General features: G+C 63.7%; 26 protein-coding genes. 7 read left to right on the forward strand and 19 right to left on the reverse strand.

Annotated features, from left to right (window positions below; translation table 11 throughout):
* Positions 1-109: 109 nt before the first annotated feature.
* The 15 genes from MRBLMS1_RS24810 to MRBLMS1_RS24880 form a co-directional block, all read right to left on the reverse strand.
* Entirely contained in the window at positions 110-694 is a 585-nt protein-coding gene (locus tag MRBLMS1_RS24810) for a hypothetical protein (protein WP_485882692.1), read from the reverse strand.
* A 27-nt stretch (positions 695-721) separates the two neighbouring features.
* Positions 722-1207 (reverse strand): N-acetyltransferase family protein, encoded by a 486-nt coding sequence (locus tag MRBLMS1_RS24815; RefSeq protein WP_456149811.1) that lies wholly within the window; start codon positions 1205-1207, stop codon positions 722-724.
* Positions 1208-1209: 2 nt separating this feature from the next.
* On the reverse strand, positions 1210-1854 hold the full coding sequence (locus MRBLMS1_RS24820; protein WP_485882695.1) for a hypothetical protein: 645 nt from the start codon (positions 1852-1854) through the stop codon (positions 1210-1212).
* Positions 1855-1910: 56 nt separating this feature from the next.
* Positions 1911-2276 (reverse strand): hypothetical protein, encoded by a 366-nt coding sequence (locus MRBLMS1_RS24825; RefSeq protein ID WP_128141428.1) that lies wholly within the window; start codon positions 2274-2276, stop codon positions 1911-1913.
* A 25-nt stretch (positions 2277-2301) separates the two neighbouring features.
* A complete protein-coding gene (phnE, locus tag MRBLMS1_RS24830) occupies positions 2302-3105 on the reverse strand; it encodes a phosphonate ABC transporter, permease protein PhnE (protein ID WP_485882697.1) in 804 nt (267 codons plus the stop codon).
* The gene (locus tag MRBLMS1_RS24835; RefSeq protein ID WP_485882699.1) at positions 3102-3914 is read right to left on the reverse strand and encodes a PhnE/PtxC family ABC transporter permease; all 813 of its coding nucleotides are present in this window, start codon (positions 3912-3914) and stop codon (positions 3102-3104) included. Before MRBLMS1_RS24835 ends, phnE begins: the two co-directional genes overlap by 4 nt.
* An 11-nt stretch (positions 3915-3925) precedes the next feature.
* Positions 3926-4738: a phosphonate ABC transporter ATP-binding protein gene (locus MRBLMS1_RS24840; RefSeq protein ID WP_485882701.1), complete on the reverse strand. Its 813-nt coding sequence runs from the start codon at positions 4736-4738 to the stop codon at positions 3926-3928.
* A gap of 130 nt (positions 4739-4868) precedes the next feature.
* A complete protein-coding gene (locus tag MRBLMS1_RS24845; RefSeq protein WP_485883330.1) occupies positions 4869-5741 on the reverse strand; it encodes a putative selenate ABC transporter substrate-binding protein in 873 nt (290 codons plus the stop codon).
* 35 nt (positions 5742-5776) lie between these two features.
* Entirely contained in the window at positions 5777-6841 is a 1065-nt protein-coding gene (selD, locus tag MRBLMS1_RS24850; protein ID WP_485882703.1) for a selenide, water dikinase SelD, read from the reverse strand.
* A gap of 45 nt (positions 6842-6886) precedes the next feature.
* Entirely contained in the window at positions 6887-7978 is a 1092-nt protein-coding gene (mnmH, locus tag MRBLMS1_RS24855; protein WP_485882705.1) for a tRNA 2-selenouridine(34) synthase MnmH, read from the reverse strand.
* A 90-nt stretch (positions 7979-8068) separates the two neighbouring features.
* Positions 8069-8872, reverse strand: a complete 804-nt coding sequence (locus MRBLMS1_RS24860; protein WP_485882707.1) for a hypothetical protein — start codon at positions 8870-8872, stop codon at positions 8069-8071.
* 5 nt (positions 8873-8877) lie between these two features.
* On the reverse strand, positions 8878-9963 hold the full coding sequence (locus MRBLMS1_RS24865; RefSeq protein ID WP_485882709.1) for an HBL/NHE enterotoxin family protein: 1086 nt from the start codon (positions 9961-9963) through the stop codon (positions 8878-8880).
* A 64-nt stretch (positions 9964-10027) separates the two neighbouring features.
* Positions 10028-11134 (reverse strand): hypothetical protein, encoded by a 1107-nt coding sequence (locus tag MRBLMS1_RS24870; protein WP_485882711.1) that lies wholly within the window; start codon positions 11132-11134, stop codon positions 10028-10030.
* Positions 11135-11228: 94 nt separating this feature from the next.
* Complete coding sequence (locus MRBLMS1_RS24875; RefSeq protein WP_485882713.1) at positions 11229-11918, reverse strand: LrgB family protein; 690 nt, start codon at positions 11916-11918, stop codon at positions 11229-11231.
* Positions 11915-12373 carry a CidA/LrgA family protein gene (locus tag MRBLMS1_RS24880; protein WP_485882715.1) on the reverse strand — a complete coding sequence of 153 codons (459 nt, stop codon included), beginning with the start codon at positions 12371-12373 and terminating at the stop codon, positions 11915-11917. Before MRBLMS1_RS24880 ends, MRBLMS1_RS24875 begins: the two co-directional genes overlap by 4 nt.
* A gap of 102 nt (positions 12374-12475) precedes the next feature.
* On the opposite strand from MRBLMS1_RS24880, the gene MRBLMS1_RS24885 reads away from it, so the two are divergent.
* The 7 genes from MRBLMS1_RS24885 to MRBLMS1_RS24915 all read left to right on the forward strand — a co-directional run bounded on the left by MRBLMS1_RS24885 (position 12476) and on the right by MRBLMS1_RS24915 (position 19889).
* Positions 12476-13384 (forward strand): LysR substrate-binding domain-containing protein, encoded by a 909-nt coding sequence (locus MRBLMS1_RS24885; RefSeq protein WP_485882717.1) that lies wholly within the window; start codon positions 12476-12478, stop codon positions 13382-13384.
* 25 nt (positions 13385-13409) lie between these two features.
* Positions 13410-14228: a glutaminyl-peptide cyclotransferase gene (locus MRBLMS1_RS24890; RefSeq protein WP_485882720.1), complete on the forward strand. Its 819-nt coding sequence runs from the start codon at positions 13410-13412 to the stop codon at positions 14226-14228.
* Positions 14229-14309: 81 nt separating this feature from the next.
* The gene (locus tag MRBLMS1_RS24895; protein ID WP_485882722.1) at positions 14310-15164 is read left to right on the forward strand and encodes a hypothetical protein; all 855 of its coding nucleotides are present in this window, start codon (positions 14310-14312) and stop codon (positions 15162-15164) included.
* Complete coding sequence (locus MRBLMS1_RS24900; RefSeq protein WP_070302371.1) at positions 15161-15808, forward strand: hypothetical protein; 648 nt, start codon at positions 15161-15163, stop codon at positions 15806-15808. The genes MRBLMS1_RS24895 and MRBLMS1_RS24900 overlap by 4 nt, the downstream gene beginning before the upstream one ends.
* 271 nt (positions 15809-16079) lie before the next feature.
* Positions 16080-18104, forward strand: a complete 2025-nt coding sequence (locus MRBLMS1_RS24905) for a ferritin-like domain-containing protein (protein WP_485882724.1) — start codon at positions 16080-16082, stop codon at positions 18102-18104.
* A complete protein-coding gene (gene bufB / locus MRBLMS1_RS24910) occupies positions 18104-19033 on the forward strand; it encodes an MNIO family bufferin maturase (protein WP_485882726.1) in 930 nt (309 codons plus the stop codon). Before MRBLMS1_RS24905 ends, bufB begins: the two co-directional genes overlap by 1 nt.
* Entirely contained in the window at positions 19023-19889 is an 867-nt protein-coding gene (locus MRBLMS1_RS24915) for an HvfC/BufC family peptide modification chaperone (RefSeq protein ID WP_485882728.1), read from the forward strand. Before bufB ends, MRBLMS1_RS24915 begins: the two co-directional genes overlap by 11 nt.
* Before the next feature lie 76 nt (positions 19890-19965).
* Here the strand turns inward: MRBLMS1_RS24915 and MRBLMS1_RS24920 are convergent, their stop codons facing one another.
* From MRBLMS1_RS24920 to MRBLMS1_RS24935, 4 genes are all read right to left on the reverse strand, one after another.
* On the reverse strand, positions 19966-20214 hold the full coding sequence (locus MRBLMS1_RS24920) for a DUF3297 family protein (RefSeq protein ID WP_010398340.1): 249 nt from the start codon (positions 20212-20214) through the stop codon (positions 19966-19968).
* Between the two features lie 54 nt (positions 20215-20268).
* Positions 20269-21075: an OBAP family protein gene (locus MRBLMS1_RS24925; protein WP_485882729.1), complete on the reverse strand. Its 807-nt coding sequence runs from the start codon at positions 21073-21075 to the stop codon at positions 20269-20271.
* 33 nt (positions 21076-21108) lie between these two features.
* Positions 21109-21423 (reverse strand): hypothetical protein, encoded by a 315-nt coding sequence (locus tag MRBLMS1_RS24930; protein ID WP_051990946.1) that lies wholly within the window; start codon positions 21421-21423, stop codon positions 21109-21111.
* A gap of 160 nt (positions 21424-21583) precedes the next feature.
* Positions 21584-21985, reverse strand: coding sequence for a GFA family protein (locus tag MRBLMS1_RS24935; protein ID WP_485882731.1), 402 nt, complete (start codon positions 21983-21985; stop codon positions 21584-21586).
* Positions 21986-21991: the final 6 nt, after the last annotated feature.

Below are 21991 nucleotides of genomic sequence, written 5' to 3' on the forward strand. Positions count from 1 at the left end.
AGTAATCCCACCTTGGCAGAGTGTAGAAAAAAATACAGGCGCGAGGAGGTTTTTAAGACAGGATGTCAATCGGGATGAATGGAGTGCTTGAAATCGCTGTTTTCCGCCATCAATGATCTGCGGCTTGCACGGCGGCACCCGACGTGACCAGGACTTCATGTTCATAGGCGCCCAGATGGCCATAATGGCCTTTGGGACTGAGATAGCCGACAATATGCACGCGCGGCTGTTCATGGCTTGAATTGGGTGCCACCAGGCCGACGTCGCGCCATGCAACGCCGCCGAAGGAGTTGAACCACCATGCGCCGGCGTCACCGTCCAGATCAGCATGGGCCGGTTGGAAAACGCTCTTTTCAAATCCCCGCGACCAGAGGCCATCGCGCTCGATGGCACGGTAGCCATAGCCTGCCATGATGTTGGCCCGTTCGGACGGATGATCGCGCCAATAGCGTTGGCCATTCGTGTAGGCATCGCGCATGGCGGCCGATTGCGTCACGATCCCGCCCGATGGATGGGTCAAGCCTTGAAAGAACCATTGCGCGTAGTCGGCTGGCGGCGTCGGTAGTTGCTTGTCCGTCGTCTGTGTTTGCGCAAACGCATGCGCATATTCAAGAACGATATCGGGAATATTTGCTGCGCTCGCCTTGCCGGCAAGGGCAGTCAATATCAGGAGTGTGGAAATAGATCGCCACATCGCTTTGCACCTTTCTATGATTAATACCTATGCCGACGCCAGCCACTCCATCTTCTGTACCTGGATATGCGGATGGCTTTCCAGCGCTTCCCATACCGGCAAAAACACAAAGCCCTGTTTCCGGTAAAACGTGACGGCGCGGGTGTTCTCCGGCGCCACGTCGAGCACCAGGCGACGATGGCCATTGTTCACGGCGCATTGTTTCACGGCGTCGACCAAGCCCTGCGCCACGGCCATGCCCCGATATTCCTGATGTACCCACATGGCGATCAGATGGCACTCGCCATTGCCGGCCACCACTTGCGCGGCCAGGCCGATGGGGTGTTCTCCGTCAAAGGCGAGGAAAAATGTGCGCTGGGGCGTACTGACGGCGCGCTGCTGCCAGTCGGCATCGGCAAAACCGGCGGCGCTGGCGTGGCTGGCGCCAAAGGCCGTGGGCGCGTCGAGCAGGGCGGCCAGGCGCGTGGCTTTCAGGGCCGGCCAGTCGCTGGCGGTGGTGGGGCGTATCAGCATGCTTAATTGAAGACGATCGCCGTCTTGTGCTCGATGCTGAGCCGGCATGCCTCGTAAGCCGCCAGCCAGGCGACCAGTTCGCGTTCCAGGCCGTCTTCGGCGTCGATGCGCGCATTGATGCGGGCTGCTTCTTCATCGCTCAGTTCGTCGCCCAGCAGGAAGATGCCCAGCGCGGGCGCGACCGTGACCAGTTCAGCGCGCAGGCTGTACGAGGAACCCAGCATGCCGCCCAGCAGCGCGTGTTCCTCATCGGCAAAAATGACTTCCTCGAAGACGAGGGGGAAATAAAAACCTTCGCAATCGGAATGGCAGATCAGGTGGCTGTCAAAGTCATCCTGCGCTGCATCGAGCACCGGATCCTCCGTTGCATCCTCGCCCTCGGCCAATGGCGTGGCACGCCATTGCGCATCGAGGCGCGCATGGGCATACGCGCGGCGCAGGGTGTGCAGGAAGCTGTATGGAAAGGAATCGAGCATGACGCGCGAGTCCAGTTGCGGCAGCGTGGCCGGTTCGCTGTGCTGTGGCAGCCCCGCCTTTTGCAGCAGCAGATTGGCTTCTTCCAAAGCGGTGACGAGCCACTGCGCGCCTTCCGGGTCTTCTTCCTGCAGGTCGGCAAGGGCGCCGACCGAAATTGTCAATCCCATCATGAACTCCTCTAGTTGCAGCTGCGCATCAGTCTAAACCATTTGCCTTTGATCATCATTTACGATTGATCCCACACTTCGATGGTCAGCAGTTGACCGGGCTTACAGGCGGCGATGCGGTCCTGGTGCACGGTAATGCAACCGGGCCAGCCTGTGAGCCGGTCCTGCGGAAATTCGCCATCCTGCGCCTCGGCGATGCCCGCCTGCAGCAGGGGCACGACGACGTTCGCCGGCGCCGTGTAGCGGTTGGGAAAGCCGTTGAAAGCCAGCTGGGTCGCCTTGCCTTGCTGGCATAGTTGCGCGATCCAGTCGGCGCCGAACAGGCCCGCTTCCCACGTGGCGAGAAAAGCGTCCTTGTTGACTTTCGTCATGTCGGCCATTTGCTCCGGCGTGTCTGTCGAGATAATGGTCCACCAGCCTGACATGGATTTTCCTTGTGAAAATTAATAATTAACGGGTCATCGCGCGGCGCAGCAGGTAGCTGAGGCCATCGACGGCTGCCACCATCAGCAGCATGGCGACGATGACGGTAGCGGCGTTCTGCATCTGGAACAGCGACAGGTGATATTTCAGCATCTGCCCAAGGCCGCCCGCACCGACGACGCCGAGGATGGCGGCGGCGCGGATATTGTTTTCCCAGCGGTACAAGGTGTAGGACATCATCTGCGGCCCGCACTGCGGCAAGGTGGCGTACAGGAACGCCACGGCAGGACGCGCGCCATTGATGCGCAAGGTGGCGGCCGGTAAGGGCGGGCAATTCTCAAACGCATCGGCAAACAATCGGCCCAGCACGCCCATCGTGTGCAGCGCCAGCGCCAGGGTGCCCGCGAATGGGCCCAGGCCGGCGGCGATCAGCAGAATCGAAGCCCATACCAGTTCGGGAATCGAGCGCAGCACGTTGAGTATCGCGCGCGTGGCATTGCGCGCCACGTTGCCAAAACGGCCGCTGGCGGGCAGGGCCAGCAGTGCGCCCACGAGTGCCGCGATCACCGTGCCGATGGCCGACATGGCCAGGGTCTCGAACGTGGCGACGCCCACTTTCATGAGGAAGTTCGGCGCCAGCTCGGGCGGGGCGAAGCCGTGCAGGAAGTCGGCGCTCGTGCGCACGGCGTCCGCACTGAAGAACTCGCCCCATTTCAGGGGCAGGGTGGCAAAGCTGGCGATGACCAGCAGCAGCAAGCCGGCCAGCAAGGCCCAGGTCGACCAGCGCACGGGCGACGGGGTGGGCAGCATGGCGTCAAGGTGATGCTTCATGCCAGCCTCCGGCGCAGCATGGCGGACACGGCGTCTGCACCCGCCACCAGCAGCACGAACACCATCAGCATCGTGGCCAGTTCGCTGCCCGCCATCATCTTCATCGATTCATCCATGCGCTGGCCCAGGCCGCCCGCACCGACAAAACCCATGACGACGGAGCCGCGGATCGCGCATTCCCAGCGGTAAATCGTGTACGACACCAGTTCGGCGGCCGACTCGGGCAAGGCGCCGTACAGCAAGGCTTTCAAGCGGCCGCTGCCGTTGTGGAGCAGGGCGTTGCAGGCGGACGCATCCGACGATTCAAGGATTTCCGCGTACACCTTGCCCAGCATGCCGCAATAGGTGAGGGCTATGGCGATCACGCCCGCCGTCGGTCCCAGGCCGACGATGCGCACCAGCAGCAAGGCCCAGACCAGTTCCGGCACGCTGCGCAGCAACACCAGCAGCGCGCGCACGGCGTGGCGCACGCTGGCAGCCAGCGGCGACACTCGGCCAGAGCCGATGCGCGAAATCGACAGCCGCTCCGTCACCAGCAAGGTCAATGGGATGGCGCCCAGCATGGCCAGCGCCATGCCGGCCGTCGCCATGGCAATGGTTTCCCAGCTGGATACGGCTACCAGTTGCAAAAATTCCAGCGAGTGGGCGGGCGGCACGAAGCTGGCGATGAATTGCCAGGTGGCGGCCAGGCTTTGCGCATCCCATAAGATCCACGGCTTGAATTCGGCCTGCACCAGCATCGGCCACAGCACGAGCAGCACGACGGCGGCGGCGGTCAGGCGGCCGCGCCAGGCGGGGTCGCGCGGCATGGCGGTGCTCTTCAGCAAAGGGGCCTCGCGGCGTCCAAGTTCGCTTCCACGGCCTCGAATTGCGGCGCGGGGTCGGCCTTGTTGCGGTACAGCGCTGCGATCATCGCGTCGCTGACCTTGGCGCCAGGCAAGTCGAAGACGATCTGGCCATCGCGCAGTGCGACGATGCGCGTAAAGCAGGCGCGGGCGATTTCCACCTGGTGCAGGCTGCAGATCAGGGTGGCGTTGCGTTCCGTTGCTTCGGCCTGCAGCACATGGATCGTCTGCAAAGCCAGTGTGGGGTCGAGCGCGGACAAGGGCTCGTCGACGAGGAACACTTCCGCGTTCGACACGAGCGCGCGGGCCATGCCGCAGCGCTGGCGTTCGCCGCCGGACAGGCGGTCGACGCGCGCATACAGTTTGTCTTGCAGGTTGAATTTGCCGAGCGCCTCCCACGCGCTGCGCGGGTCGATGGGCGCCAGCAGCGAACGGATGGCCGTCCACAAATTCCATTGCGGCAAGCGGCCGGCCAGCACGGCGTTGACGACCCGCTGGCGCGGCGGCAGCGGCGGCGTTTGCGGCGCCAGGAACAGGCGCGCACGCAAGCGGTGGCGCTCGGCGCTGGCGACTTGCCAGGGTGAAGTGCCAAGAATGTTCAATATGCCCGATTCGGGGCGCAGCGCGCAGGCCAGGGTATGGAGCAAGCTGGTCTTGCCGGCGCCGGAAGGGCCGATCAGGGCGATCTGTTCACCTTGGGCCACGTCCAGGCTGAGTTCGCGCAGGGCCAGCGCATTGCCGGTGGCGCCCGCGTGGTGGACGCTGACCTTGTGAAGTTGGAATGTCATGCGATGTTTCGATTTTTTTTTGGCGGTGTCGGATTACGCGGCTGCGCCGCTAATCCGACCTACGCCATACAACGGACAGCGTAGGTCGGATTAGTCCGCAGGACGTAATCCGACAGGTTCGGCAATAAAGTTACTTCAACAACTTCGCATCGCGCGCGGCCGCTTCGATATCCTTGTAGTTCTCGGCCTTGGTCGGGATGAACTTGGTGGCGCGCTGCAATTCGAGGATTTCCTTGCCTTCGGCCGTAGACGGGTCCAGCGCCAGGAAGGCGTCCGTCAGCTTCTTGCGCACGGAGGGGTTCATGTCGGCGCGCACGCTCCAGTTGTAGTCGTAGTAGCCTGGTGTCGTGTAGAACACGCGCACCTTGCTTGGGTCGACCTTTTTCGCTTCGACCAGTTTTTCCCAAACAGAAATGTTCAAGGTGCCCGCATCGACCTTGCCGCCGGCCACTGCCGCCACGGTGGCGTCATGCGCGCCGGAAAACGCGATGCGTTTCATGTCCGTGTCCGGGTTGATCTTGGCGGCCAGCAAGTAGTAGCGCGGCATCAAGTGGCCCGAGGTCGACGATTCCGAACCGAACGTGAAATTCTTGCCTTTCAGGTCGGACAGCTGATTGATGTCCTTGCTGGTGGTCACAAAAACCGAGCGGAATTTCGTGTCTTCCTCGCGCTGCACCAGCGGGACGATCTTGCCGCCGCTGCGCACGTTCGCTTGCACGAAGGTAAAACCGCCGAACCAGACCATGTCGAGCTTGTTATTGATCAAGCCTTCCACGGACGCCGCGTAATCGGTGACGGGCGTAAATTCCACCTTCATGCCCAGCTTTTTCTCCAGGTAGCTGCCCAGCGGCTTGAACTTGCGCTGAAGTTCCGTAGGCGCTTCGTCGGGGATGGCGGACACGCGCAACACTTGCTGCGCTTGCGCCAGGCCGCTGTGGATGGCCAGGGTAGCGGCGACGGTGGCCAGGATGGCGGGGAACTTGCCAAATGAGTTAGAGAACATGGTCATGGGAGTGCCTTTGCAAAAAAATTTGTTCATTAGATGACGGAAACCCCGGTCGTGCCTTCCAGCACGTCGCCAATCACTGTGGCGTCGGCAAAGCCTTCGGCGCGGAAAATCGCCAGCACTTGCTCGACGGCTTCCGGCGCGCAGGCCACCAGCAGGGGGCCTGCCGTTTGCGGGTCCGTCAGAATCGCCTTGTCGATGGCGCTCAGGCTGTCGGCCAGCGCCACTTGCGCGCCATATCCCTGCCAGTTGCGGCCGGAGGCGCCCGTGATGTTGCCGTTTTGCGCCAGTTGCTGCACTTGCGGCAGCAGCGGCACGGCATCCATGGTGATGCGCGCCTGCAACTTGGCGCCGCGCGCCAGTTCCAGGGTATGGCCCAGCAAGCCGAAGCCCGTCACATCCGTCAGCGCATGCACGCCATCGAGCAGGGCCAGTTTCTTGCCCGGGGTATTCAATTTGGTGGTGTTGTCGATCAGGGAAGCGTAACCGCCCGCATCGAGTGCATTTTTTTTCAGCGCGGCCGACAGGATGCCCACGCCGATCGGCTTGCCCAATACCAGTTTGTCGCCGGCGCGCGCGCCCGCATTGCGTTTCACCTGCGACGGGTGGACCAGGCCCAGCACGACCAGGCCATAGATCGGCTCGACGGAATCGATGGTGTGGCCGCCCGCGATGGGGATGCCGGCCTGGGCGCAGATGGTTTCGCCGCCTTTCAAGATGAGGCCGATGGTTTCCACCGGCAGCTTGTTGATCGGCATGCCGACCAGGGCCAGCGCCATGATGGGCGTGCCGCCCATGGCGTACACGTCGGAAATGGCATTGGTGGCGGCGATGCGGCCGAAGTCGAACGGATCGTCGACGATGGGCATGAAAAAGTCCGTCGTGGCGATCAGCGCCTGCTCGTCGTTGAGCTGGTAGACGGCCGCGTCATCCGAGGTCTCTATGCCGACCAGCAATTCCTTCGGCAGGGGAAAGCCGCCGCTGCCTTTTAAAATGTCGGCCAGCACGCCCGGCGCAATTTTGCAGCCGCAGCCGCCGCCATGGGCAAATTCGGTCAATCGGATCGGTGTATTGGCTGTTGCTGCGCTATCGGACATGGTCTTCATCCTGCTGAAATAGGTAGTTGGGTGGCAAGCCAGGCATCACGCGGCGCTGGCGGTACGGTTGTCGCCGACGATAGCACATAATGCACGCGCGGCTTGCTCAAAGGCATGTTCTGAAATATCGGGCAAGACCAGCGGCGTCGCCTGGGCGTAGCGGCTGAAGTTGCGGGCGATCGACTGGCGGTAGACGGGGTCGTAATGCTGGACCAGCAATTCTTCCACCAGCTCGGCCATGCGGCCCGATGTGGCCAGCTGCTGCCAGTGGGCAATTTTCTCCTTGCCATGCAACTGCGTCAGCAGGGCCAGCTGCACGTTCAGGCGGGCCGGGTCGCCGACGAAATGTTCATAGTCCTGCATCAGCAATTGCACGCGCTGGTCCGTGGCCAGGCGCACGTCCGTGCAATCGGCCGCGCGCATCTTGTCCATCAGCGCATCGGGCACGCGCAAACGGCCCACTTTCTTGCTTTCCGATTCGATGAACACGGGCTGCTGCGGGTCGAAAGTGCGCAGTTGCTGCCACAGCGCGCTTTCAAACGCTTTTTGCGATGGCTGGTCTTCCTCGGGCAAGCCGCCCAGCACGGAACCGCGGTGGGCCGCCAGTTGCTCCAGGTCGATCACTTGCGCGCCTTGCGTGTCCAGTACTTGCAGCAAGCGGCTCTTGCCGCTGCCCGTGGGGCCGCACAGCACGTTGATGAAGTCGAAGCGCTCGGGCAGGGTGGCCAGCTCGGCGTTCACGTGGCGCCGGTAATCCTTGTAGCCGCCTTCCAGTTGCGTGACGGGCCAGCCGATGCGCGCGAGGATATGCGCCATGGCGCCGCTGCGGTTGCCGCCGCGCCAGCAGTAGATGAGCGGCTTCCAGTGCTGCGGGTGGCCGAGGAAACCGTCTTCGATATGCCGCGCGATATTTTTCGCCACCAGCGCCGCGCCCAGCTTCTTTGCTTCGAAGGCGCTCGTCTGTTTATATAAGGTGCCCACACGTACGCGCTGTTCGTCGTCGAGCACGGGCAGGTTGATGGCGCCCGGCAAGTGGTCTTCCGCGAACTCGGACGGGCTGCGCACATCGATGATGGCATCGAACTCGCTCAAGCGGGGCAGGATATCGCTGAAAGGCTGAACTGCGGGGTATTTCATCGTGGCGCGGGTGCTGGCAAGGGGAAAGACGTATTATCCCCGATAAACGCCCGTGCCGTCAGTCCCTGCAAGCAATGGGTGCCAGGCGGCTCAAGCCGCATCCGTACCCAGGGTGGCCAGTTCCGTGCTGGCGGCCGTCGCCATCAGGGCAATGACGACGCTGGCATCGCCCGCTTCCAGGTCGCCGCTGACTTCGAGCAAGTCGCTGACGAGAAAATTGACGGCATTGCGCACGCCTGAAATGCTGGCGGCGAGACCCTGGCAATCCGTGCCCAGCTGCTGGCACGCCGCCTTCATGCCATTGAAGGCGGCGATCTGGCCGTTCAAGCCGCCGATCTGGCCTTGCAGGTCGCTGACATCGGACTTCCATTTCAAGTACAGGCCCAGCGCCACGGCCAGACCGACGAGGCCGAACGGACCCAGCGCCAGCAGATAGTAATAGCGCTTCTGCGCCGCATCGAGTTCGCTTTGCGCGTCGCCCAGTTGCCCCTGCAAGGCCGTGACCTGGCTTTGCAAGCCCGCTTCGACACCGGCAAGCTGGTTGAAATAGCCCATCAATTGCGCCGTTTGCGCCGTCAGCGTGCCGGCCGTGCCATTGGCCGTGCCTTGCAGCTGCTGTGCCTGCTGCTGCAGGGCCGACATCGCCGCCTTGATATCGGGCAGCGGCGCCTGCGCCGACAGCATGGTTTGTACTTGCGCCAGCTGCGGCGTTGCCATCTGGACGAAGGCGGCAACATCGTGTTGCAGCGCGCGCGTCTGCGTCACCATGGGCTGGATCAAGGAGTTGCAGCCGGCCTGGATCTGCTGGGCGGCTGGCGGCAAGCCACCGAGGGCCGCGATCTGCTGCTGCGCGGCCAGCAGGTTGGCGATGGTTTGCGTCAGCAGGCCGGCCATGGCACTCACGCCGCCGCGGCAACGGCCGCTTCGCCCACCGTTTGGCCCTTGGGCGCGACGATGCTGGTGACGCCCGTCATCTGGCCCTTGATGGTGGTGATGTCCGTGGTGACGGCCTGCATTTCCGTGTTGGCGGCCGTCAGGAACAGGGTGCGGATGGTGTCCGTGTTTTGTATGCCTTGCTGCAAGTCGCTGATCAGGCTGCCGAGGTCGCTGCTGAGAAATTCCCACGCGTTTTCCATCTGCGTGGCCGATTGCACGGCTGCCTGCACCTGGTTCGACAGGCTGGCATAGCCGCTGCTGATGCCGGTGGCCAGCTTGACTTCGGCCGTCAGCGACGCTTCCTGTCCCAGCAAGGTTGCCTTTTCATCGTTGAGGTTTTTCAGGGTGATGGCCGACGCCACTTCGCCGCCTATGCCGGCGGCCACGACGGCAACACCGGCCACCACGAGCGGCGTCGACGTGCCTGCCGTGACGAAATCGGCCACGCCGCCGACGACGACCATGAAGGTGCCGCCCACGATGGCCAGGCCGCTCAGCACGGTGCCGGCAATGGCGCCGTCGATCTGCCCCTGGATGGTGCCGAGCTGGCTGTTGATGGAATTGAGCACGCCATTGTCGCCATTCACGGCAGCGTTCAAGTCGCTGACGGTGGTGGCGAACGAGGCGGAATCCGTGGTCAGGTTGTCGTGCAAGGTCTGCAGGCTGCTGACGACGCCATTCGCGGCCGTCTGGTATTGCTGGGATTGCTGTTGCAGCGCCGTCAGGGTGGCGATCCATTGCGCTTCCGTCGAGCCGGTTGGCAAGGCCGTCAGCACGGCATTGTTGAGCGCGTAGTAATTGCCGATATTGGCGATGTTGGCAATGATCGTGGGCTGGATGACATTCAGGTAGGCCGTGGCGTGGGTTTGCGCCTGGCTCAGGCCATCGTTGATTTGCGACTGGTATTTCAGCAAATTGGCGTCGCCCGAAAAGTCCACGCTGGGCTGCTCGTTGATGCTGTTGGCGTAGGTTTGTATCAGCAACGCTTGTGAACACTGCGATTTGTTGGCGGTGCTGATGCCTTGTGCTGCCTGGTTTTGATTCGACATGCGCGGCTCCTGGTCGGATGGGTCATTGTGTGAGCGGTCGGATAAACAAGCGGTGGCGCACCGTTCAGGAAGCGCCTGTCATGGCTTGCTCCAGCGGCGCCAGGCTGGCGGCCAGCAGCTGCCACGCCGTGTTGGCGTAATCAAGCTGACCGCCCAGCGTTTCGGCGTCGGCGCTGCTGGCCATGCCGGCGACGGCATTGGCAAAGGCGGCCAGACCGGCGCTGACGCCCGTCGCTGGCGGTGCTTGCGGCGACTGGCCCCAGTCCTCGGCCAGCACCTGGGCCGTATCGAGTGCGTTGTGAAAGGCGCTGCTGAACTGGCTGTTCTGTACCTGCACCACCTTGGCCACGGCCACCAGCGCATCGGCGCCGGCCAGCTGCTGATAGGCGCTGGCCAGCAGGGCATTGTTGGCGTTCAGGGCCGCGCGGGCCTGGGCCGTTTCGGCCACGCCCTGTTCCGCCGCATCGATGCCTTGCACCACGAAGTCGCCCGATGGCGCGGCATCGCCGCTGCCAGCCTTGGCATCGCCCTGGGCATCGCTGATGGTGGTCATGGTCTTGACGATCAATTCCGTGACGGCAGCGCCCGTCTTGTTGGCGCCGGCGACGATATCGGCGATATTCGTGTTGATGGCGGCCTTCAGCTGGTCGATGCTGGCCGATGACGCGCTGGCAGCGGCGCCCAGGGCGGCGATGGTGGCGGACAGCGCCGTGTTGAAGCCCGCGTTGAGCGGCGCCAGTTCGCCGGCGATGACGCGCATGTTACCCGTCAGCGCCTGGGCTTGCTGGTTGATGTGTCCCGATTGCACGGCCAGTTGCCGGTAGACCTGCGCGATGTCGGCGCGCGTGGCGCCATCCTGCGCCGCTTGCGCCAGCCGGGGCCGTTGCAGCTGATAGGCGGCGTTCCATAGCGCGGCAAAGGCCGTCGCCTGGCTCAGCAAACCGATGTAGGCGGGCAGGATGCGGTCGCCGGCGGTCGTCGCCCGGCTCTTCATTTGCGACTGGAACTGGCTGACCTGATAGGCCAGGCCGGCATCGACTTGCGCGTCAAGGTCGAGACTGGCCTGCTGCTCCAGCAGATTGGCGGCCGTCTGTGTAAACAGGAACTGGTCGCTGGCGGAAAAATAGTCGACTTGCAGGGCCTGCGGCCCTGGATTGGATGTGCTTGCCATAGGATTTCCGGGATGGTGGGCGAACGGGAGTCCGCACACTATCGCCCAACCCGCGCTTGCCGCTTTGACCTGCCGCAATCGCGCCGTGGGAACCCTAGCCCAATACTCTGCCCAGCAGCGGCGCCAGCAGCACCGTCACGACGCCCGAGAAAATCATCGTCAGGCTGGCCACGGCGCCTTCTTCCGTGCCGACCCGGCGCGCCACGGAGAGGCCAAAGCCGTGCGCGGCCGCGCCATACGGGGCGCCTCGGGCGATGCGCATGCGCAAGGGCAGCAGTTTCAGCAGCGGTTTGCCCAGCATCAGGCCGAACAGGCCCGTCATGACGACGAAGATGCCCGTCAGCTGGGCCGAGCCGCCCATGTGGCGCGACGCTTCCAGCGCGAACGGCGTCGAGACAGACCTGGCCAGCAGGCTGCGCGCCATGTCGCCATGCACGCCCAGCAAGCGGTCCAGCAGCAGGGTAGCGGCGACCGATGCGACGATGCCGGCGCAGCTGCCCAGCGACAGGGCCAGCCAGTGCTTGCGGATCAGCTTGCGCTCCTGGAAGATAGGCAGCGCGAAGGCGATGGTGGCCGGTCCCAGCAGCCACGGCAGCCAGCGCGTCTCGCCGAAATACGTGGCGAACGGCGTCGAGGTTGCCTGCACGATGATGATGAGTAACGCCGAGGTGCAGATGGCGGGCGTGAGCAAGAAGTGCGGATGGCGGCGATGCAGCGCCTGGTTGGCGTAGAACAGCACCAGGGTCAGCAGCAAGAACAGCAGCGACAGGAGCACGGTATTCATGCCTGCGCCCGGGTTGTGCGCTGGCGCAGCAGTTTTTTCAGGCGCAAGCTGCGTTCATAGCGGCACACCCATTCCACGGTGAAAGCCGTGGCCAGCATCACGCTGGCAAAGCCCAGGCCGATATTTACGAACAGCATCACACCCTGAGACTTCAACAGCTGCGTAAATTGCACCACGGACACGACCAGCGGGATAAAGAACAGCAGCATATTGGCCAGCAGCCAGTTCGCGCCCAGTTCGATGGCGGCAGGCCGCACCCAGCCTGCCAGCAGCAAGGCCACCAGCACGAACAGGCCCACGACGCCGCCGGAAAATGGCAGGTGCAGGGCGAAGGCTGCCCTGTCGGCCAGCCACCAAGCGGCGATCAAGATGCCCACTTGCCACACGGTCTGCGCGGGTTGGCGCCAGGCAGGGACGGAGAGTGGGGCGGTGGTGGAATAAGGGACGGCTTTCACGGCAGGCTTTCAAGCGGCAGGGGAAGGTTTCATTGTAGGGACCCCGCATCAAAAGATAAAATGACTTAAACTCATGATTATCATTCGAATTTGGAATGCATCATGGATATCCGCTCCCTGCGCTACTTCGTCGAAGTGGTCGAGCAAGCCAGTTTTACGCGCGCGGCCGCCAAGCTGCACGTGACGCAGCCCACCGTCAGCAAGATGGTCGCCCAGCTGGAACAGTCGCTGGACCTGGCCTTGCTGGACCGCGCGGGCAAGCGCTTTACCCTGACGGACGCGGGCAAGGTGGTGCTGTCGCGCGCGCATGAACTGCTGGCCCTGCACGCGGAACTGAAGGTGGAATTGCGCGACCTGCAGCAGCTGGAACGGGGGGAACTGAGAGTCGGCGTGTCGCCGCAAACGCACTCGACCCTGGCGCCGTGGCTGGCCGAGTACCACCAGCGCTATCCCGGTATCGAGCTGAAGATGTACGAAAGCGGCACGCAAGCGATCGAGCGCGACTTGCGCACCGGCACGGTGGAACTGGGCACCATGCTCGATTACCCGGGCAATGCGGCCACCTGGCAGGATTTCGAAGCCTTGCCCCTCGTGCGCTCGCCGCTGTGCCTGCTGGCCGCGCCCGGCTCGCCGTGGCAGGGACGCGCCTCGGTGGCCCTGGCCGAACTGGCCGACAGCCCCTTCATTTTCTACGGCGCCGCCTTTGCCCTGAACGACATCGTGCTCGACGCTTGCCAGCGGGCCGGTTTCGCCCCGCGCGTCACGGGCCGCAGCGGGCAGTGGGATTTTATTGCCTCGCTGGTACAGCTGGGCGTGGGCATCTGCCTGCTGCCGAAGATGTATTGCGATACGCTGGATCAAACGCAATTTACAGTCATTCCCCTCGAAGGTCCGCCCGTGGAGTGGAATCTGATGCTGGCCTGGCGCCGCGGAGGGCGGCTGTCGTTTGCCGCCCGGGCCTGGCTCGAGCTCGTCAGGGCGCGCATGGCGCAGCCCGGGCGATTACAATAGCCGCTCGCCAACCACCGCCAAGCATATGAAGAACACAGGTAAAACCAGACTGAAACGCACGGCAGGTTCGCTGCTGCTGGGATTGTTATGCACGGTGGGACTGATGAGCGAAATGGGCTATGCCCAGGCCGCCATTCCCGTGTATGGCTATTTCGTCAAGAATACCTATCCGCACGACCCTCAGGCATTTACCCAGGGTTTGCTGTTCAAGGATGGTCATCTGTATGAAAGCACGGGCCAGAACGGCCAGTCTTCGCTGCGCAAGGTGGAATTGACGACAGGCAAGGTCCTGCAGAAAAGCATGCTCGACAAAAAGGTGTTCGGCGAAGGCATCACGGACGTGGGCGATGAAATCCTGGGCCTGACCTGGGTGTCGAAGACCGGTTATGTCTTCGACCAGAAAACCTTCAAACTCAAGCGCACCTTCAGCTACCAGGGCGAAGGCTGGGGCCTGGCCAGTGACGGCAAATTCGTCTACATGAGCGACGGCAGCTCCGCCATCCGCGTGCTCAATCCGAAAACCCTGGCCGAGGTGCGTCGCTTCGAAGTCAAGGCGGAAGGCCGTGCCATCGAGCGTCTGAACGAACTGGAAATGGTCGACGGCGAGCTGTACGCCAATGTGTGGGGCGCGGACGTGATCGCCCGCATCGACCCAGCCAGCGGCAAGGTTGTCGGCTGGATCGACCTGACGGGCTTGCTGCCGCCGGAACAGCGGGGCACGGCCAATCCCGATGCCGTGCTCAACGGCATCGCCTGGGATGCGCGCGGCAAGCGCCTGTTTGTCACGGGCAAACTGTGGCCGAAACTGTTCGAGATCGAGCTGATCGAAATCCAGCGCCGTTGATGTTTTCAATTGGGCAGTGTTGCTGGCGAGGAATCGTTTAGAATTCTGATTCTTCGCCCGGTGCGACCTTTACAGGATGCCATGCTGTCTCTCTCTTTATGCCGCCTGGCGGCCGCCGCCAGCCTGCTTGCCGCCGTCTGGCCCGCCGCACAGGCCCAGACGCCCAACATGCCGGTGGTCAGGCAATACGGCGACTTTGCCGTCACGAATGGCCGTTACGACGCTCTCGTCACCTTGTCTTTCCGCCGGCACGGCTACTGGCCCGGCGGCGCGCGCGAAGTGGTGGAAGTGCGGCCCATCAAGGCCACGCGCGAAGGCCAGCCCATGCTGCTGGCCTTTACCAAGGGCTATACGGGCCAGGGCACGATACTGATCGGCGTGCAGAATGGCGAACCGCTGATGCGCCCCATCAGTCCCTTGCAGCGCGACAACATGGTGCGCACGGAACGCGACCCCGAATGGGGTGTGCCGCAGCCTGGCCGTCCCGAGATGCTGCTGTTTCCCCGCGACGGCCGCGCGCTTGATACGGGTACGGGCGAACTGCTATGGTTTGACGTGCCGGGCAACGTCAGCGGCGACTATCCGCATGCCATGCTGGTCTCCGTCTCGCCCGACGGGCGGCGCGGCGCCTATCTGACGAATGCGCTGACGAAGGTGGGGATTATTGTCGCCACGCGCGACGACGGCGTCGCCGGCGTGCTGGCCTTGCCGCCCGATACCTATCAACGGTGGCTCAAACCCTTGTCGGAGGCCGCTTCCGCGCAGGCGGGCGCCGCCATCAAGGCGGGCAAGGGCCGCACGGATTCGATCCGCATCCGGCGCGAACTGGAACTGGCCTGGTTCGGCCAGCAATTTGAATGGAAACAAGGCAAGAACGGCTTGCAAGTGACGGGGCTGGGCCTCATTTCCGCGCCGCCGGAAGGAAAACAGCCATGACAATATCCAAACTGATCGCCGGCTGCTGCGCCGCCTCCTTGCTGGCCGGCTGCGTGCATGGCGAAACGTTCCCCAAGGATTATCTGGCGCAAGATATCGACAAGCAGCAAGCCTTGCTGGAACTGGACGTGGTCTTCGGCAAAGAGCCCGATGACAAGCTGACGTCGCGCACGACGGCGCGTAATACCGTCGAGTACACGGGCGCGCCGCACATCGTCGTGCCGTTTTACCAGAAGGGACTAGGCTTCGACCAGGGATTTGCCGGCACCTATATCTTTGGCGTCGTGTATCCGGTTGCCAAGGTCGAGACGGCCACCGCCAGCAGCCGCGTCTTTGGCCAGAAACTGGATGGCCAGCAGGCGGGCAACCCGCGCTACCGCTTCCGCGTGCCGGGCAAGGCGCAGTGGAACAGCAATGAAACCTTCATGCTGAGCTTTGAGCGCAAGGGCCGCCGCGAAGAAATCACTTTCCGCTTCAGCAACGAGCAAAGCTGCTCATCGGCCTTCCTGGCCACCACGCCACACTATGGTTTTCCCATCAAGGTCGTCGCCACGTTCAAGGATAATAAAGGTTGCCTGAAAGTATGCGACAGCCGCGAGCAGTGGCCCGGTTTCTGCGCCTTCCAGCCGCCGCCGGCCGCCTGACTATCACCATGCAAGCCACGCGCCGGCGCCTGCCGGTGCGGCGCTTATACACGCGTGCGTTTTGCCGATTCTATTCAATTGTCATCGAATGTGGGCCGAAAACGCCTATTTTCATGGCGTAATGCAGGCTGCGCTGCCTCCCGGTCAGCGCATAAATCTTGCCGCAAAAGTATCTTTCCCAGGCGTATGATTTCTTTGCCGTAATCAGCGCGCGCAGATGGCGCGGTGCGGCCGCGATATCCGAAACGCATCCTTCCTGTGGAGAGACAGAATGAAAATGCCCGTTTTAGGAAGCACCCAGCCCGCCATCAGCAATCGTCCGCTCGACATGCTGGCCACTGATACGGCGGCCGTGCGCGCCATCGCCCAGGCGGCTGTCAGCGTGGAACTGTTCACCATTCCCCTGTACATGGCCACCATGTATTCGATCCAGGGCACGCATCAGATCAACTCGAAAGGCATCACGTATTATGAAGGCCGCCAGTGGCCGGGCATGGGCACGACGGCCCGCCCCGAACTGGCCGAGCAGAAAGCCTTCAATATCATCTTCAGCGTCTTCATCCAGGAAATGCTGCACCTGCAGATGGCGGCCAACCTGGCCACGGCCATCGGCACGGCGCCATGCTTCACGGGGTCGGAGCTGCAATCGCAGGACCATGGCTGGACCTGCTACGGCGAGCACTGCACGGTGATCCCGCACATCGTCGACTTGCAGGACACGTCCGGCTACCGCCACGTGCGCGTCAACCTGGAAGAGCTGAACGACAACCAGTGCGAGCTGTTCCTCGCCATCGAGCAACCGGAACAGCAGGCCCGCGCGCAGCTGGCCGAGTTCGACAGCCAGGACCACACGAAATACTTCCCGGAAGTGCCGCTGCCGGGCTGGACGCCGGGCAAGCACGTGCACGATCTGCCCCTGTTCGGCACCATCGGCTATATGTACGAATGCTATGCGCGCTACATCAGCATCGAATACACGGATGGCCAGACCCTGTGGCAAAAACTGTTCGTCAACGGTTCGGTGCAGCAAGACATGTTCAACAGCCGTGTCCAGGGCCATGCGCGGGCGGAATTTCCCCGCTTCGACACCTGCTTCGGCCCGCAGGACCAGGATGGCGGCCAGACGGGTTCGTTCAACAAGGCCATCGACATGATGGCGGCCATCACGGACCAGGGCGAGGGCAGCGAAGCGGCCATCCAGCGCTACCGCCGGGACGCTGCGCAGCGTCTGATGGCCGTGCAACCCGACTACCGCGAAGACCTGGCCGCCTTGCAGTGCGATTACCCGTCCTACACGAACAATGGCAAGGAGGCCGAATCGCGCGATGCCCAGGCGCGTCACGACAGCGCCCCGTTCGACCATTACGAGCGCTTCGGCCAGGTCAAGTCCATGCTGCCCGTGAAGACCTGGGCCGGCTGGCACAGGGAAGGCCAGCGCTGGAGCGAGGCCATGCTGACCAACGAGCGCTACAACCCGGCCACCGCGCCGAAGAACATCCCCGCGCCGGCCGACGTGGCGGGCGCCCTGAACCGCCTGAAGGATGCCAGCGGCACCCTGGGAATGCTGAGCACGGTGGCCACGGGCGCCATCTACGGCATCACTTCCGTGCTGGACCAGTACTGGCTGAACCAGCAACTGGACTTCCCGTATCCGTCGATGGTGGGCGCGGGCGACCGCATGGCCATTTGCTGGGCCGTGCTGGGCCAGGCGCCGAACCTGGCGACGGGCGTGCCGCTGGCAGACAAGAGCGTGCTGTACCACGCCTGCCAGGGCATGCACCTGGAGGGCGAAGCGTCGTCCACCTGCGCCGCACTGGCCGTCTACCATACGTGCCGCGGCTCCAACGGCTGCCACGCCCAGGGCGGCTGCGGCTTTGCCCAGGCCGACACGGGCGGTTCGTCCTGCGGTCACTCGGTCAAGGTCGCCGCATCGCCGGGTTCGCCATGCTACGTGCCGCCACCTCCACCGGAGGCCGATAAAGTCTACAGCGCGCCCAGCGACAACAAATGCGCGAGCTTCGGCGGCTGCGCCGTGCCGATTTCGGCTTCGCAGCTGTATCCGAACACCACGGGCAAGGAACCGCCCGAGCCCGCCACCATGACCCTGTACGATTTCGGCCCCGCGCCCGACCACCGCAGCAAGCCGCTGGGTCAGACGATGAGCTTTGCGCTGGGCGACAATGTCTACGACAAGGCCTGGGAAGCCTACGGCAAGGTGATGGCGGCGCGCGGCACGCCGGTGGGAGCGTCGCCTGCGCCCACCGACCTGCGCCTGGCCTTGCCGCCGTCGACCTGATGCGGGGCATCCTGCACGAGACGCGGCCGCGCCTGGGCTTGCCGAACCTGGGCCTGGGCGTGGGGCTGCGCCCGCCGCACTATGAGCACATCCTGCGTCATGGGCCGCAAGTGGACTGGTTCGAGATCATCAGCGAGAATTTCATCGACAACCACGGCTATGCGCGCCATGTGCTCGAGCAGGTGGCGGCGCAGGTGCCCATCGTCATGCATGGCGTGTCGCTGTCGATCGGCAGCAGCGATCCCCTGAGCCTGGCCTACCTGCGCAAGCTGCGCCAACTGGCCGCCGAGATCCGGCCCGCGTGGATTTCCGACCATCTGTGCTGGACGGGCGCCGCCTCGCTCAACAGCCACGACCTGCTGCCGCTGCCGCTGGACGAAGCCAGCCTGCGCCACGTGGGCGCGCGCGTGCGGCAGGTGCAGGAATTTCTCGGACGTCCCCTGATCCTGGAAAACCCCAGCACCTATGTGGAGTTTGCGCAGTCCAGCATGCCGGAATGGGAATTCCTGGGGCGCCTGGCCGAGGACACGGGCTGCGGGCTCTTGCTCGACGTCAATAATGTCCACGTCAGCGCGCATAACCACGGCTATGATGCGGCCGCCTACATCCGCCAGTTGCCGCACCACCACATCGTGCAGATCCATCTGGCCGGGCCGACCGTCTGCGGCGCCATGCTGATCGATACCCACGATGCGCCCGTGCCGGCCGCCGTCTGGCGCCTGTACGCGCTGGCGCAGCAGCTGACGGGCGGCGTGTCGGCCTTGCTGGAATGGGATGCGGAGATTCCCCCGTATCCGCAACTGCTGCTTGAACTGGACAAGGCGCGCGCGGCGGTGCGGGGCGAATTCGCGGACGCGGCGCCGGCCAAGGTTGCCGCCGCCGTCTCGACGCCGCTGGGCTTTCACCTGGAGGCGGCCCATGCGCCGTAACGCCGCCGGAGATGCCAACACACCGCTGGCGCAATTGCAGGCCTGGTTCCTGACGGCCATGACGGCGCCCGGCGGCGCCGTGCACGGCGCGCAGCTGGCCAGCGAGCGCCACGGCCTGACGCAGGAGCAAGTGTTGAAACGGGCGCGGGGCGGGCCGGCACCGCTGCACATCCATGCGGACGGCTACGTGCAGCGCCTGCTCGAATGCCTGCAGGCCGACTATCCCGTCTTGCGCAAGGTCATGGGCGACGAGCTGTTCGCCTTTTTTGCCCGCGCCTATGTGTGGCGCCACCCATCCGCTTCCCCCACCTTGTATGACCTGGGCGGCGGTTTTGCCGAGTTTCTCGCCGCCAGCCAGCGTGGCGCCGGCGCACCGGGGGACGCCTTGCGCTTTGCCGTCGAACTGGCGCAGCTGGAGCGGGCGCGCAGCGAGGCGGGCAGGGCGCCGGGGCTGGAAAAGCTGGCGCCACCCCTGTTGCCTTCCGGCCTGGACTTGATGTTGGGAATGGCACCGGCCTGGCGTCTGGCGCCGTGCACGCGGCTGCTGGCGCTGTCGTTCCCCCTGTGCGCCTACTGGCAGCAGGCGCAAGCCGCGCCCGACGACGCCGTGCCGGCACAGCCGGATGCCAGTCCTGCCTTTGTCGCCATTTCGCGCCTGCATTACCGGCTTGCCATGCAGGAGTTGCAGCCGTGGCAGTTTTATTGCCTGCAGGCGCAGGCCGGCGGCGCGCCGCTCGCGCAGTGTGCGCGGCAGGCGGCGCAGTCCAGTGGCCGGGAGCCGGACGAGGTGCTGGCCGACACGATGCTGTGGCTGCCCATGGCGGCCGCAGCGGGGCTGGTCACCACCGATGCGTGAGCGGACGGCGGCGGACGCAAAAAAGGCCGATAAAAATCGGCCTCGATGACACTGCAGCAACAACTGCAAGTATTACTTAACGGTAAAACGCTTCGACTTTGCCCTTGAGCTTGATCTGCAGCGGACGGCCGCGGCGGTCGAGCGACTTGGTGGAAGCGACCTTGATCCAGCGTTCGCTGATGCAATATTCTTCCACGTCAAGACGTTCCTTGTCGTTGAAGCGGATGCCGACGTCGTTCTCGAACACGGCTGCAACGTGATAAGGGCTGCTGGGGTCGATCGACAGGCGATCGGGCAATGGGGGTAAGGTGGTGGTATCGTTCATGGCCGTCATTATCGCCCAGAATGCGGTTACAGACAACGGCCTTTCGCGTGCCGGCTATCTGGCCGGACGCGAAATGGCGGGTTCGGCCGTGTGCGTGGACGGTGACGGTGGCAATGAGGAGCCGTGCTGCGTTCCGGTCGGGTCGGCCAGCTGGATGGTCGTGCCGTGCTGCCAGGCATCGGCCCCGTCTATGATGGCTGGCGCGGCGATATCGGCCCGCTGGCGGCGTCTTTCGGCCGAATCGATGCGGAAACGGCGGTCGCGCGCGGCAACCATGGCGGCGTCGGCCTGGCCATCGGCCGTAAAACCCATCATCAGTTGCGGCACGCCCAAGGGCAAGGTCTTGTGTACATCCGTGTGCCAGGTATGCCAGGTCTTGCCATACGTGGCGACGAGTTTTTGCATCAAGGCCTTCTCGGCCACGGCGGGAATGCCGGGGGCGATCAGCTGGCCTGATTTGACTTCATGCACATGGCTGTGCCACAGCGCTTTTTCCGCCGCAGGCAAACCTTCGTACAGCCTGGCACTGACGATATATTCGACGCCCATCAGCTTGGCATCTTTGACATTGCCATCGTAGATCACGCACTGGATCAGCTCTTCATTGACGATGGCGCAATAATGGTGCGCTTCCATCTGGCCGCGCAGATTCCCATTATAAAAATGAAAACCGTCAAGGTAGGCGTTCAGCGCCGCAATCGGCGGCCGGGCTTGCAATGCGTCGGCACCCGCGTCCAGCACGCGCGTGGAGACCCCGGCCGGTGCGCCCGGAGCCTCCACGTTTGATGCCGTATTCCTGGCGCCGCAGGCGGCAAGGCCCATGGCCAGCCCGGTGCACAGCATGGCCGTCAATGCTTTCATATCAAGAAGGCGCCTCGGGCCATGCCACCGGGATCAGGATTTGTCGTCATTTTTGTGGCTTTGACGTCCCGCTTCCACGTGCTGCTCATGCGTGCCGCCGCGCGTGCCCGTGCCGGAACCCGATTGCTGGCCCGACTGTTGGCCCGATTGCTGCGAGCCCGATTGCTTGTCGCCGTCATTCTTGTGGCTTTGGCGGCCTGCCTCGACATGCTGCTCGTGCGTGCCGCCCTGGGTACCGCCCGACGATTGGCGGGTGCCGGACTGTTTGTCCGACTGCTGGCTGCCCGATTGGCCCGATTGCTGTTTGTCCGATTGGCCGCCCGATTTGTCGTTGCTGTTCGAAGTCATGGTCATGTCCCCTATGGTTGGTTTGCGTAATCATCCGGTTCAACATTGGCTGCACCGTTGAGACCATTCTCGCTGCCTGCGTCGGGCTTAGCCATAGGGACACGACTTGTCGCCACGTAGGAAAACTCTGTGGTGGATGACAACCATTTCTAGATTGCTACTACAGATGCCGCGTTTCCTGCGGCGGCGCATCCCACTCGTCATGCCGGCCATCGACAAAGGTGACGGGCACTTGCGCCAGCTCGGCGGCTGATGCGTCATCGAGGCAGTTGACGCCGATGCCGACGAACGGGCCGCTGCGGGGCGAATCGCCGCGGCCGAACGGGCGCACGCCGCAATGGCGGCAAAAATAATGGCGTTCGCGGCGCTCGCCGAAGCGGTATTCGCTCAAGTCCGCTTCACCGGCCAGCAGGCGAAAATCCGCAGGCGGGACCAGGCTGGCCCAGCAGCGGATTTTCAGGCAGTAGGAACAGTTGCAGCGCAGGCTGGGGGCCGCCAGGTCGATCTGGGCCGCAAAGCGCACGGCGCCGCAGTGGCAACTGCCATGGTAGGTTTTTTTCATCTGGGC

This window comes from Massilia sp. LMS1-1-1.1, assembly GCF_040815535.1.
Lineage (GTDB): Bacteria > Pseudomonadota > Gammaproteobacteria > Burkholderiales > Burkholderiaceae_D > Janthinobacterium > Janthinobacterium aestuarii.